The sequence below is a fragment of the Butyricicoccus sp. Marseille-Q5471 genome, from assembly GCF_951230135.1.
Classification (GTDB): Bacteria; Bacillota; Clostridia; order Oscillospirales; family Butyricicoccaceae; genus Agathobaculum.
In genome coordinates, this window is sequence record NZ_CATNVC010000001.1 from 48,990 (window position 1) to 62,649 (window position 13,660).

General features: G+C 53.8%; 13 protein-coding genes. 4 read left to right on the top strand and 9 right to left on the bottom strand.

Going from position 1 to position 13,660, the window contains the following annotated elements:
- Nucleotides 1–70: 70 nt before the first annotated feature.
- From QOX26_RS00235 to QOX26_RS00275, 9 genes are all read right to left on the bottom strand, one after another.
- Nucleotides 71–1,471: a trimethylamine methyltransferase family protein gene (locus QOX26_RS00235; RefSeq protein ID WP_283672877.1), complete on the bottom strand. Its 1,401-nt coding sequence runs from the start codon at nt 1,469–1,471 to the stop codon at nt 71–73.
- A gap of 167 nt (nt 1,472–1,638) precedes the next feature.
- A complete protein-coding gene (locus QOX26_RS00240; RefSeq protein WP_283672878.1) occupies nt 1,639–2,811 on the bottom strand; it encodes a GGDEF domain-containing protein in 1,173 nt (390 codons plus the stop codon).
- 137 nt (nt 2,812–2,948) lie between these two features.
- Nucleotides 2,949–3,932, bottom strand: a complete 984-nt coding sequence (locus QOX26_RS00245; protein ID WP_283672879.1) for a CehA/McbA family metallohydrolase — start codon at nt 3,930–3,932, stop codon at nt 2,949–2,951.
- A complete protein-coding gene (locus QOX26_RS00250) occupies nt 3,910–4,398 on the bottom strand; it encodes a hypothetical protein (protein WP_283672880.1) in 489 nt (162 codons plus the stop codon). The genes QOX26_RS00245 and QOX26_RS00250 overlap by 23 nt, the downstream gene beginning before the upstream one ends.
- Nucleotides 4,399–4,461: 63 nt before the next feature.
- Nucleotides 4,462–5,307 (bottom strand): ABC transporter permease, encoded by an 846-nt coding sequence (locus QOX26_RS00255; protein WP_283672881.1) that lies wholly within the window; start codon nt 5,305–5,307, stop codon nt 4,462–4,464.
- 40 nt (nt 5,308–5,347) lie between these two features.
- A complete protein-coding gene (locus QOX26_RS00260) occupies nt 5,348–6,517 on the bottom strand; it encodes an extracellular solute-binding protein (RefSeq protein ID WP_283672882.1) in 1,170 nt (389 codons plus the stop codon).
- 18 nt (nt 6,518–6,535) lie between these two features.
- Nucleotides 6,536–7,498, bottom strand: coding sequence for an ABC transporter ATP-binding protein (locus QOX26_RS00265; protein ID WP_283672883.1), 963 nt, complete (start codon nt 7,496–7,498; stop codon nt 6,536–6,538).
- A 60-nt stretch (nt 7,499–7,558) separates the two neighbouring features.
- Entirely contained in the window at nt 7,559–8,401 is an 843-nt protein-coding gene (locus QOX26_RS00270; protein ID WP_283672884.1) for an ABC transporter permease, read from the bottom strand.
- Between the two features lie 261 nt (nt 8,402–8,662).
- On the bottom strand, nt 8,663–9,475 hold the full coding sequence (locus tag QOX26_RS00275; protein ID WP_283672885.1) for a PIG-L deacetylase family protein: 813 nt from the start codon (nt 9,473–9,475) through the stop codon (nt 8,663–8,665).
- 308 nt (nt 9,476–9,783) lie between these two features.
- On the opposite strand from QOX26_RS00275, the gene QOX26_RS00280 reads away from it, so the two are divergent.
- The 4 genes from QOX26_RS00280 to QOX26_RS00295 all read left to right on the top strand — a co-directional run bounded on the left by QOX26_RS00280 (nt 9,784) and on the right by QOX26_RS00295 (nt 13,581).
- A complete protein-coding gene (locus QOX26_RS00280; RefSeq protein WP_283672886.1) occupies nt 9,784–10,350 on the top strand; it encodes a glycerol-3-phosphate responsive antiterminator in 567 nt (188 codons plus the stop codon).
- A 183-nt stretch (nt 10,351–10,533) separates the two neighbouring features.
- On the top strand, nt 10,534–11,979 hold the full coding sequence (locus QOX26_RS00285; RefSeq protein WP_283672887.1) for an NAD(P)/FAD-dependent oxidoreductase: 1,446 nt from the start codon (nt 10,534–10,536) through the stop codon (nt 11,977–11,979).
- Nucleotides 11,976–13,235: an NAD(P)/FAD-dependent oxidoreductase gene (locus QOX26_RS00290; RefSeq protein ID WP_283672888.1), complete on the top strand. Its 1,260-nt coding sequence runs from the start codon at nt 11,976–11,978 to the stop codon at nt 13,233–13,235. The genes QOX26_RS00285 and QOX26_RS00290 overlap by 4 nt, the downstream gene beginning before the upstream one ends.
- Nucleotide 13,236: 1 nt before the next feature.
- A complete protein-coding gene (locus tag QOX26_RS00295) occupies nt 13,237–13,581 on the top strand; it encodes a DUF1667 domain-containing protein (RefSeq protein ID WP_283672889.1) in 345 nt (114 codons plus the stop codon).
- Nucleotides 13,582–13,660: the final 79 nt, after the last annotated feature.

Genomic DNA, 13,660 nt, shown 5'->3' on the forward strand with positions numbered 1-13,660 from the left:
GGTGTTTTCCTTCTAAAGAGAAGAATCCCCGCGAACCCAATGGGTTCGCGGGGATTCCTTTTGCCATGTATCAGCCGCCAAGCCGCTTGCACGCATGCTGTGCAATTGCATCGAGCTCTTTGGCAATCTCTTCTGAAACGACCGGCTCGTCTGTCCGGTTTTTTTCAATCATCGCACGTGCACGTTCGTCGGCCGAACGCAGCAGGTCATGCTTGCGCGAGGTCAGGTTTTCATAGCTATCCCGATCGAAGAGCGTGCCCGGCCAGCTGCTTTCGCGCATATACTCCACCGTGTGCTCCTCACCGAGGAAGTTGCCGCCGATTCCCACCTCTTCGATGGTATCCAGACAGATGCTATCCTCATCCACTTCAATGCCACGCGTTACATAATTAAAGGCATCAATCCACTCGTTGTCCAAAACCAGTTGTGCAAAGCTCATGCCCTGATCCGCGCCGACAATGCCCTGACCGCCGATCGCTTCCGTGCCCGCCAGCATGCTGAAGGCGGTCGACAAGGTCTTTTCGAAGCCGCACTGAAAATCCGGGAAAATCGAGTCTGTCAGACCTGCGTTTGAACCGCACTTCAGTCCGTAATATGCTGCCATTTGTGCTACACCCACGCCAATCAGCGCCTGATTGGGCGAGCCAAACGAACAAAACATATTGTGGCGCACATCGTTGGTGTGTCCTGAAGCAACGTACTTCGGAATACGTCCGGTGATTGCATAGATGAAAAACAAGCTGCCGAGCACCTCTGCATTTTGCAGCGTCAGCAATCCGGCGAGCGAAATCGGGCCGGTCGAGCCAGCCATCACCATCGGCGTCATGGTCAGTTCGAGCTGATGCTCGCGGAAGATGAGTGCGATTTCCAAGCTGTTTTCCGCAAACGAGAGCGGACTAATGGTATCAAACAGGTAGCTGACCTCACGTCCCATGACGCGCGACATTTCGATGATGTACCGCGCGGAATCCGGCGTCAGCACATAGGTTCCACCCGGTTTTTTCGAATATTTGTAGATTTCTCGATAGCAAAGTACATCACTGAGCGCACTGGGCACATCGCTCGGCACGGTAACCGCGTTGGCAAGCGGAATATTATCCAGCGACTGAATCAGCGCAATGCCATTACGCACGTCATCCATTGTCCCATATCGCCGCTCACCCGTCGCATAATCGACCATGAAAATCTGCGTAGAGACATTGCCTGTGAGCTTTGACACGGTATCCGTCGTACGCTTTGCGTCACACGATGTATGCCGCACCGTTTTGAGCAGCTCCTCCATCATATCTGCAGGCAGGTGGACGATATCGCTCGCGTCGTCTGCCTTTGCGCCAAGTGCGGCGGCCAGACGGCGCACCTCGCGATTCGGCACCTTCATACCGGTTTTCTCCAACAGGCGCAGTGACTTTTTGTGGATGAGCTCGATTTCGTCGGCGCTGAGCAGTTCTACATGGGAACGGATTTGCTTCATGGTATAGACTCCTTCTCAAAGCGATTGAAAGATATCGCTTCGTTTTTCCCATTATAAAAGATTGCTCTGCGACACACAATCGATATTTCGGCTGAAATATAGTAGGATTTTGCCGACTTTAAAAAAGAAAAGAGCTTCCCCGTGAAAGGAAGCTCCTAAAAAATTACTCACAGCCGCAAGCGCTGTTTTTCCTTGTACATTTGCTGATCCGCTTCCATGATGAGTTCATCCACGGTTTTCTTTTCGTTTTGCCGCAGCATCGCACAGCCTATGCTTGCCGATAACCGATACGGTTTCTGTTCCCGTTCGTTAAACGCAACCAAATTGTCCCCAATCTGAGCGATGGTGCTGTGAACATGCTCACTGCAATCTCTCTCGCCAATGATCACGAACTCATCTCCGCCAATTCGGGCGATAAAGTCCTTTCGCGGCACAGATTGTATTAACACCGCCGCAAAGGCTCGCAGCGCATCGTCCCCTGTTAAGTGGCCATACGTATCATTGATTGCTTTAAACCGATCAATATCCAGCAGCAGCAAAAAACGCACCGCAGAATCACAAGGTTCGGCGATAATTTTGCACAGATACTCTTCAAAACGCCGCCGATTATTGACTCCGGTCAAAGCATCGGTCGTAATCTGCGCATTCTGCAAGTTAAAATAAATGATGAGCAGCGATATCACCGATCCGATCCAAATCACCGGAAGGCCAAAGTACAATGACTGACACACAGCGCCTATCCCCGGAAACAGCGGATAAATCAGCAGCGCCTTTAAATCCCGACCGGAGCAATCGCTTTTTCCGTTTTTGATTGCGTTTAACGTAATGAAATACGTATAGATAAAATACACGGCGCACAGAATCACAAATGCATTGTAGCTACGGCCTCTGTGATAAATATTCTGCGCATCGATTTGGAAAAACAATGACGCCGAGCAGCTCATCACAGTGCCTATCAACAGCAGCAATAGTGGCAGACCATAAAGCGGCATCCGGCGCTTGCTCGTATCCCACGATTTATTGATTTTCTCCTCACAATACAGCAGCCAAAACAAACAAATCACCGGATGGAGTGAAAAATAGATGACCGTCACCAGCATATACACAGCTCTCGCCCCGATAAATTGCGTGCCATCCAGAAGCCACATCGACATATCCGTTAAGAGCAGTGCCATATTGGTAAACAGCATGCAGGTGAACAGCATGTCGTCCGTTTCTTTTTTTGGGGTGATTTGCGCACCAAAATTACAATGCATCAGCAGCAAAATCAGCGTTCCGAAGCAGCCTATCGCAATACGCATTTCATTCGCCATCATCAATTCCCCCGCTTCTATGGTCATCGCATTATCCCATGCCGCAAACAGGGATTCTGCAAACTACAAACTCATCAGCTATTTAGGTCATTATACCATATGCCATACAAAATGCATATATCTTCCACGCAAAAAAGGGCACGCCTTTCGGCGTGCCCTTTTTCTTATGCCAGATAGATTGGGCTGGTCAGTGCAATAATTTCTCCATCGCCGTTACCGCGCGCATGACTGCCGCGCAGCTCCGCGCGAAGCCAGCCGCGGGGTAGTTCGCGCGAAAACGAAATTGGCGCTCCTGTAAAAGGCTGCTCCGCTGCCGTCTCCCCATTAACAACCAAACGCACGGTTTTAACTTCGATATTCCACTGCTCCCAGACTGCCTGTCGCTCGTCCAGGCCGATTTGCACCCGCACCTCGCCTTGTCCGGCAGATGCGGTTTCGCCCAGACCGAAGCAGCCCTCCTCCTGCCAAAGGGTCAAATCGACCGTCGGACCAAGGGTAATATAGGTGCGTCCGGCCCGCAGCGCAGCCAGTGTGTTCGGCGTATTCACTTCGCCCTCCGACAAGCCCAGATAGGTCGCCGTGAGCAGGTGTGCCTTTGAATCCGGAGCATGCCAGTCGCGTCCTGCGCTGACCGCCAGCCGATGCCCCTGATTGAGCAGTCCGTCATACCACGGCATGACCAATTGATTTTTTGTGCGGCTCATCGGATCCTCTTGCGACCAGACTTCAATGTAGCTGACCAAATCCCACCGTGTGACCCGAAATTCCCAGTTGCACCCACACATCAGCGGCGAGCCGACCTCGCGCGGATGCGCAATACCGGCCACGCCGTGTGCATCCGCAATTTCCTGCAGTGCAGTGTCAATCGTATCGGGTGTCACAAAGCGCCAGTCGATAAAACGGTCACAGCCAAGCACCAGCAGATGCCCGTAAAACGTCGTCCACTCAATGCCCGGGATGACGCGCAGACCTGTCTCCGTTTCCAGTGCAGGCGTGACCTCTGCATTCCCTGTAACCGCATTATGGTCGGTCAGCGCAATGCCCGCATAGCCGTACGCCGCCGCAGCCTTCATCAGGCCCGGAACGGTGAACTGGCCGTCACTATGCTGTGTATGATTATGCAGTTCAAATGGACGGTAGCAGATCATCCGTCTCCCCCCTTTCCAGTCCGCAGACAGCAATGTGGCAGTCGACCGTACCGTCGACCACGGCCTGTACATGCAGCACGACGCGCCAATCGCCGGGCGATGCGGCGTGCGGTGCGAACCCCCAGCTCGAACCGCTTTCCGAAATCACAATCTTCTGCTCAGGCGGGTGACGGTGCGCGCAGCCAACGTACTCTCCGTCGCAATCAACCGACAGCGTGACGAAGTTAAACAACTGATCGTACTCCTTCATATCCTCTTCCGTCAGCTGATAGCCTGCGGGAAAATAAAGACGTACACATTCTTCAATCTGCGGCATAATAATCGCCGGGTCGCTGATTGCCTTCGGCCCATAATGCAGCAATACGACCAGTCTGTCATACGCCTTGTCCACGTGAAACGGGAGCAGCACATTGCGCCGCACATCCGTGACCGTAAATTTGAGGTCGTCCCTCAGCAATACATCCATAACAATTTATCTCCTCTGTTCAGTCGGAAAAAGAGGGAGCCTAAGCTCCCTCTTCCGCTGATGCTATTTTTCCCACTCTTTTTCTTTCAGGTTTGTATAGATATACACACCTGCGGAAACCGAGCAGATCAGGAACATGATAACCGATAGTGCGGCGGCGCGTTCATACCGCAGATACTTGTTGAATTGGTCAAACAGCGAGATGCCAAGCATCTTCGGGAAGTTGCCGCCCATCAAGTACGGGGTGGTGAACGAACCGACGTTGGACATGAACACGAAGGTCGAAGCGATAACGACATCCTTGAACGACAGCGGCAGGATAATCGAGCGGAACACCTGCAGCTTGGACGCGCCGACATCGCGCGCGCTTTCAATCATCGAATCCGGGATTGCGCCCAGACCGGCGGTAATCATGAGTGCTGCGAAGGGAACGTTAAACCACATGTTCATGAGAATCATGCCGCTGGCCTGATACATGAGACCCGGTTTAAAGTCGCCGCCGAACAGCTGAGAAATACGATTGAGCAGGCCGGAATCGCGGATGATGGTAATCATCGCATAAACCGCAACCAGACTCGGAATGAAACGCGGGAGCAGATACAGACTGCCGATGGCCCGCGAAATCGGGGACTTAATGAAGCGAAGATACAGTGCGAGCAGATATGCAATGATAATAGCGAGTACAACCGTTACGACAACTACGTACAGCGTAAAGCCGAGATTCTTCAGTTCATTGGGAGTGGTGAAGAAATATCCGTAGTTGCTGAGGGTGAACCCACCGGTATCGGGATCAGTGAAGCTTGTTTTCAGCGCCGTAAAAATCGGAATTGCGACTACTGCCATGACGGTCAGGAAAGCCGGCAAAACCAACAGATAGGCGATGAGCTTCCGTTTGGTTTCTTTGTTCATAGCGTTACCTCGGACACAGTTTTTTTAGACAGCAGTAAAATCAGCCAATCGCACCGATTTCGTTATCCCAGCGCTCGTTGAACGCGGTACCCAGTTCGCCGATAGACATAATGCGGAACTTGGAAACATCCAGCTGCGCCAGATCTTCATATCCGGTCATATCCATACCAGAGGTATCGATCAGCGGGATAGCAGCCATCTGCTTGACCAGCATTTCCTGAGTGCTGTCGGTCAGCATGTAATCCATGAACGCGTAAGCGCCGTCAACATTGGAGCCGAACGCAGGAATCATCATGCTCTGAACAGAGCCGGTGAAAGAAGGCTCAATGGTGCTCATCTTGATATAATCCGGAACAGTGCCGGCAGCACGCTGAGAAAGCAGCATGTCAGCCCACATCGGGCACATATCGATTTCACCGTTGGACAGCAGGTCAAGTGCGCCCTGGTTCTTGTTGGGGTAAACAATCTTGCCGCCGGACTGGTAGATGGAGGGGTGCAGCTCAGCAAGCTTTGCAAAGCCGGCATCCCACTGCTCGGTCCACTTCTGGTCCGCGCTGGTCATTGCCTCTTCCGGCAGATCGTTATAAACAGTGGTACGTGCGAAGGAGTCGCCTGCACCGCCGGTGCCGGGCGTGTTGTAAGCGAAACGGCCCGGATGATCCTTAGCCCACTGGAACAGTTCTTCCATGGTCTTGGGCGGCTCGGAAACGTTTTTGGAGTTGTAAGCCAGAACAACGGTCGTGCCGCGGTACGGCTGGCAGTAGTCTGCAGCAACCGCAGACTTTGCCGAAACCTTGCTCGAGTTCGGAATCTTAGAGGTGTCAATCTTAACGAAGGCATCCTCACCAATCAGATCGATGATTTTGGACAGGTCGTCGCCGCCCATGTCGATTACATCATAATCGGTATTGGTCTGATTTGCCTTGTACGCCGCCGCCAACATGTCGGGCAGTGTCTGCGCGCCGGTACCGGACAGCATGAAGTTCAGCTCAGCCTGGTACTGATCCTTGTAGTCGGAGTTCTCGTTAAAGTCCTTAACCATGGACTCGAAGATCTGACGGACATTGTCCGAACCGGTTGCCCAGACCTTAACGGTCTTGAGGCGCTCGGCGCTGACGCCATCATCCTTTTTTCCGCCGCCGCAGCCGGTCAGCGCGGTGACCATCATGGCTGCCGCCATAAAGCCTGCAAAAATTCTACTCTTTTTCATAGCCCAATCTCTCCTTTTTTAAAAAACATGATACTTCGCAAATTTTAGATGAACTGCCTGTCCTACGGTAAGCTTATCTGACTGCTCGCGGTCCACAAAACACTTGACAACCGTATCACCGCACTGAACGTTCACTTCCACATAGTGTCCGAGGATCATGATCGTACGAACCGTGCCGTTGATGTCGCCGATGTCCTGTGTAATGGAAACATCCTCCGGGCGAACTGCAATGGTTTTCCCGTCTTTATTGACAAAATTCATCTCGCCGATGAAGGATGCGACATACTTGCTTGCCGGCTCGTCATAAATCTCAGCCGGTGCGCCGACCTGTTCGAACACGCCCTTGTTCATGACCACAATGCGGTGGGACAGCGCCATGGCTTCCTCCTGGTCATGGGTTACGAATACGACCGTGATGCCCAATTCGGACTGGATTTTCTTCAGTTCCTCACGCATCTGCTGGCGGATTTTTGCATCGAGCGCGGAGAAGGGCTCGTCAAGCAGCAGCACCGAGGGCTTAAGCATCAGCGAGCGCGCAATTGCGATACGCTGCTGCTGACCGCCGGAAAGCTGTGTCGGATATTTCTTTTCACAGCCGGACATCGAAACCAGTGCGAGGTGCTTTTTCACTTCCTCATCGATGGTCGCCTTGGGTACCTTGCGCAGCTTCAAGCCAAACGCAAGGTTTTCGTAGATTGTCATATGCGTCCAGAGGTTGTAGCTCTGGAACACCATTGCGGTCGGGCGCTTTTCAGGCGGCAGATCGATGATTGACTTGCCGTCAATCAGGATGTCGCCGTCCGAGACATCGAGGAAACCGCCCAGCGTACGCAGGATGGTTGATTTGCCGCAACCCGATGGGCCAAGCATGGTGACGATTTCGCCTTCGTAGATTTTCAGGTTGATGTGCTCTACGCCGTCGCCGTTGTCGTAGTGCTTGGTCATGTCGCGAATTTCAAGTTTTACCGTTCTATCAGCCATATTGAACTCCCTCTTAATTTCGTAAGACTTTGGTTTGGAAGCGATTTACCGGCTTCCCTCTTATTTCATTTTGAAGCCACCCGCAATCGCCTCGGGGCCGATATACTTGCGCATTGCGAAGATCAGCACAGCTGCGGGGATAACGAGCAGGATAGCGAACACCGCGCCGGCCTGTCCGGGATAATCGAGGATAATGCCGTACATTTCAACCGGCATGGTCTTGATTCGAGCCAGACCAACGAGCATAGTGCCCTGTGCCTCTTCCATCGAACCGAGGAAGGTGTACAGCGTTGCAACCGCAATACCGGGCATTGCCATGGGCAGCGACACCTTGAAGAAGGTGCGGAGCGGGCCTGCGCCAACATCGCGAGCGGCCTCCTCCTGCTGTCTGTGAACCGAGCGGAACGCGCTCGCAGGCAGCCAGACCATGAACATCATCGAGTTGATCATGTGGATAATGACAACGCCGAGCAGCGTGCCCATCAGGTTGTACTTGTAGAACAAAATACCGATTGAGGTATAGATGCCGAGCTTCGGGAATGCGTTGGTCAGCAGGAAGGATAGCATAAACACCTTGCGGCCCGGGAACTTAAAGCGCGCCAGCGCATAAGCCGCCGGGATACACAGCAGCATGGAGCATGCCGTTGTGATAACTGCAACGAGCAGGGACTGTACAATTGAGGACACCAAACTCTGCTGTGAGAACACGAATTCCCACCACTTAAAGCCCCACTCCTGCGGCAGTACCGCGGGAACCTCGTATTTGTTGGCAAACGCCATCATGATCATGTTAAGTAACGGGCCGTAAAAGAAAAGCAAAAAGCCTGCAAGAATTAAAAACTCCCAAAAGTGTTTTTTGCCGGCCGCGTGATAGAAGCGCTTTGGATTTAGGTACTTGAACATTCCTTCTCCCCCTTGGTTTGTTGTTTGCGTTGGGATCACTCTTTGGATTCTCCCGTTGGGACGCATTTTATCATAACGTCCTACGCGGTTGATTGCCACATGCAATCTGTTAATCCTGCGTTAAGCTTTGGTAAAATCGTTCATGATGTACAGGATTCGACAAATGCAAGAGCTTTCATTCGTCATATTGACAAATTCACTTTACCACATCCCTTGCATTCAGGCAAGTATCTTTGTTACTAAATTTTGTTTCAGCATTGTTTAGCTTACAGGGAATACAATCTCATCCGTTTTGGCGAATGCGAGTAAATAGTCCCCGTATGCCGACGGGTCCTGCGAAGCATATCGCTCAATCAGCGCTCGCTTATCGGCTGCTGTAAAGCCTTCCGGCAGCGGACGCGTCTGACGCGCTTCCCAGTCCAGTCCCAATGCATCACAGTCGGGCGGTTTGGTAAACGCCCCCTCCGTGCGCAGCGGCCAAGCAGCTTCATCTGCCGTGTGAATCATACAATGGTAGCGGCGCGGCAGATAGGCCGAATCGTCCTGCCTGACCCGCTCCACCGCCAGTTCGACAAAGGCGGGGCAAGCGGCATGATCGCCATGGTAATCGCCGGGTGCAGTCGTGTAAATTTCATCCGGCCGAAGTTCAGCAATCAGATCCGTGAAGTCCCTCAGCACCCCTTCCCTTGTATAGGGACTGTGTGTGCCATCCCGTGTCATCCGATAGTCCGAAAAGCCTTCGGGCACCCAGCTCTCGGTGCGTCCAAAGCGAGAGGGCAACACCCTTCCGCTTTCGTCCCGCAGCAGCTGCATCAGAAAACTCTGTTCGTACGGCATGCCGGTATCGGCAAAGCCAAACTTGATAATCTGCTCCGGCGGAACGCCCAGCATTCCCAGCACCTCTGTGCTTTCACCAATTCGGACGGCGGCAAGGCGCTCATCCTCATACTCCCCGTTGGTAACCAGACAGACATACACTGTTCCGCCCTGCGTGACCGCTTGGCGAATGATGCCCGCCGTCTGAAGAACCTCATCGTCTTCATGGGGTGCAAAAATTAGAATCTTTTTGTTCATTTATCAACCTCCGGGCAAAAGAAAAAGCCAATGCAACAACTGTTGACCGGTTTCTTCCGAAACCGGTGCTGTTCTGCCTTGACTCATAAACTCTCAAGCGACTTGTTATTTGGTTTTCTTGGATTCAGTATAACACGCCCCCCTAGCACCCGCAAGCAAAACATTCACCACCGCCCACATTTTGGCTAATGCACGCAAGTTTCTTCTTTTCTTCTTGTGCATATTGACTATTCTATATCAAAAAAGTACTGGAAAAGCATCCCGTATCATGGTATACTATGACCAACACCCAAAGGAGGCCATGCCCCATGTCACCCAACCCCAAACTGCAGGAGCTGCTACAGGATGCTCCTATTATTGCCGCTGTCAAGAATGACGAAGGACTGGATCGGGCGCTCGGTTCAGACTGCGCCGTTATCTTTTTTCTATATGGTTCCATCTGCACCATTGGCAGCCTGACCGAGCGTGTCAAGGCTGCCGGCAAGCGAGCCTTCGTCCACCTCGACCTGATTGAGGGACTGGCCGGCAAAGACGTTGCCGTTGACTTCATCGCCAACAACACCAATGCCGACGGCATCATCTCAACCCGCCCCAACCTCATCCGCCGCGGGCGCACGCTGGGGCTTCTGACGATTCAGCGCTTCTTTATGCTCGATTCCCTCGCGTTTGATAATGTACTGCGTCAAGCGAGCGATGCGGATGCAGTGGATATTTTACCCGGCACGATGCCCAAAATCATCAGCCGCCTGTCTGCACGCATTCGGCAGCCCATCATCGCCAGTGGCCTGATTTCGGACAAGCAGGACATCTTTTCTGCTCTGGGCGCGGGCGCGGTTGCCATTTCGTCTACCAACGCCGAGTTATGGTTTTTGTAAGCAGAAACAAGGTTTTTTATAAAATAGACTTGCATCCCCTTTATGACTGTGCTATATTTTAGGTACTGACAACTGGATATTTGCTTGGAGTATTGAGTCAAAGCATCTGAAACTGCGCGTAGAAACGTGTGGTTTTTGTGCTTTGACTCTTTTTTCATTCACAAAAAGAGGAGGATATACAGTATGTATGACATTACGATCATCGGCTGCGGCGTCATCGGCGCTTCGCTGGCATACCGCTTGTCCCGCTACGATCTGCGCGTGCTTGTGCTCGAACGGGAAAATGATGTAGCGATGGGCACGACCAAGGCGAACAGCGCAATCGTGCACGCCGGCTACGACCCGATGAACGGCACACTGATGGCAAAACTCAACGTACGCGGCAGCGAAATGATGGAGGGTCTGTGCAAGGATCTCGATGTGCACTATCAGCGCTCCGGTTCGCTCGTCATCGCGTTTAGCAAGCAGGAGCTGCTCACCCTGCAGGAAATGTACGAAAACGGCAAACGCAACGGCGTACCCGGTCTGAAACTGCTGAGCGCGGAGCAGACTCACGCAATGGAGCCCAATTTGGCCGATACCGTGCGCGGGGCACTTTATGCGCCTTCGGCGGCGATTATTGACCCGTGGGGTCTGTGCATTGCCGAGGCGGAAACAGCGGTCAAAAACGGCGTTGAGCTGCGGCTGCGTACAGCGGTTACAGGCATCGAACAACAGGCGGGACATGTGCTGCTGCACACCTCGACCGGTGACGTGCAGACCCGCTTTGCGGTCAACTGCACCGGCACGCATGCGCACGAATTGGCAGAGATGGCGGGCGGCGAAGGCTGGGAGGCCAAACCCACACGCGGTGAATACTATCTCTTGGACAAATCGAGCGGCGATTTGGTCAAACACGTTATCTTCCAGTGTCCCTCCTCGGTTGGCAAGGGCGTACTGGTTTCCCCGACCGTGCATGGCAACCTGATTGTCGGTCCGAACGCGGCCGATGCGGACGATGCAGACGATAAGCGCACCACCGCCCCCGGCCTGCATGAGGTGCAGACCGTCGCGCGCCGAAGCGTGCCCACGATCGACATCCGCCAGTGCATCCGCACCTTTGCAGGCGTGCGTGCCATCACTAACCGCCCCGATTTCATCATTGAACCTGACGATGTATGCCCCGGCCTGCTCCATCTTGCGGGCATCAAGTCGCCCGGTCTGTCGGCGGCTCCCGCAATCGCTGAATATGCGGAAAAGCTGCTCGGTCAGATGGGTGTCTGTTATGTGGAAAAGCCGGATTTCGACGGCACGCGCCGCGTCACCCGTTTTAAACACCTTTCAGGCGAGGAAAAGGCGAAACTGGTCGCTGAAAACCCGCTGTACGGCCGCGTGATCTGTCGCTGCGAGACCATCACCGAGGGTGAAATCGTCGACGCGATTCACTCCCCCATTCCGCCCTGCTCAATTGACGGCGTCAAGCGCCGTGCCGGTGCAGGCATGGGACGCTGTCAGGGCGGCTTCTGCGGTCCGCGCGTGATGGAGATTCTGGCGCGCGAACTCAAAACAGACCAAATGGACATTCTGCAGGATCAGGACGGCACGTTCCTCATCACCGGGCAGACCAAGATGGGAGGCGCAAAGGCATGAAATACGATCTCGTAGTCATCGGCGGCGGCCCCGCCGGTCTGGCCGCGGCGCACGCTGCGTGGGAGGACGGCTGCAAAAGCATCTGCATCCTCGAGCGCGACAAGGAGCTCGGCGGCATCCTCAACCAGTGCATCCATAACGGCTTCGGCCTGCACTTTTTCAAAGAAGAACTGACCGGACCGGAATACGCGGGACGCTTCATCGAAATGCTCCGCTCGACTGGTGTCGAGGTGAAAACCGACGCGATGGTGCTTGACGTGACCCACGACAAGCAGGTACATGTCGTAAGCGCCGCATCCGGCTATGAGGTGCTGGATGCCCAGTCCGTCGTCCTCGCAATGGGCTGCCGCGAGCGCACCCGTGGCGCAATCGCCATTCCGGGCACCCGACCGGCGGGCGTGTTTACCGCAGGCGCGGCGCAGCGTTACCTTAATATCGAGGGCTATATGGTCGGCAAACGCGTCGTTATCCTCGGCTCGGGCGACATTGGCCTGATTATGGCGCGCCGTATGACGCTTGAGGGTGCGAAGGTACTGGCCTGCGTCGAGCTGATGCCCTACTCGGGCGGCCTGACGCGCAACATTGTGCAGTGCCTGAACGATTTTGATATTCCGCTTTATCTTTCCCATACCATTACCGACATCCAGGGACGCGACCGTGTGGAGCGCGTGACCGTTAGTCAGATTGACAACAAGCGTCAGCCGATTCCCGGCACCGAAATGGTGTTCGACTGTGACACCGTGCTGCTTTCGGTCGGTCTGATTCCCGAAAACGAGCTCAGCCGCGCGACGGGTCTTGAGATGGACGCACGCACGAACGGCCCGGTCGTTTATGAAAATATGGAGACCTCTATTCCGGGTGTCTTTGCCTGCGGCAATGTTGTGCACGTGCACGATTTGGTCGACTTTGTCACTGCGGAAAGCCAGCGCGCCGGGCATGCGGCCGCAGCCTACTGCGCGGGGCAGGTAGCCGCATCCACTGTAATTAAACCTATTTCGGCCGGCAACGGCGTGGGATACACCGTGCCGCAGCATATTCGCATGGACGCGGTGACGGACGCGGTTTCTCTCTTCTTCCGTGTCCGCGCCGTGTACCGTGACGCAAAAATCGTCATTACCGATGAAACCGGCGCACAGATAGCCGCCTTTGCGCGCGAGCATCTTGCACCCGGTGAAATGGAAAGCATTAAACTGCCCCGCGTACTGCTCGACAAAGTGCAGGGCGCGCTGACCGTATCCATTGAGGAGGGCAAATAACATGACCGAACTGATTTGTATTACCTGCCCCAAGGGCTGCCATCTGACGGTAGACGAGGAAAACGGCTTCGCGGTCACCGGCAACGCCTGTCCACGTGGTGAAGCCTACGGCAAAAATGAGTTGCAGCACCCGGTGCGCGTGGTCACTTCGACCGTGCGCCTGACAGGCGGCGCCGCTCCCCGTCTTCCGGTCAAAACCGACAAGCCGCTTCCCAAGGACAAGGTGTTCGACTGCATGGCATTGCTGGATGCTGTAGTCGCAGCCGCACCGGTGAAAGTAGGCGATGTGCTGCTTGCAAATATCTGTGGAACCGACGTCAATATTGTTGCCACCAAGAATGCATAGTGTTTATGCATTTCTTACATAAATTTAACAAAACAATTGTATAATTCATCCAAGCTGCTCCTTGTTTTAAAAGACGCGA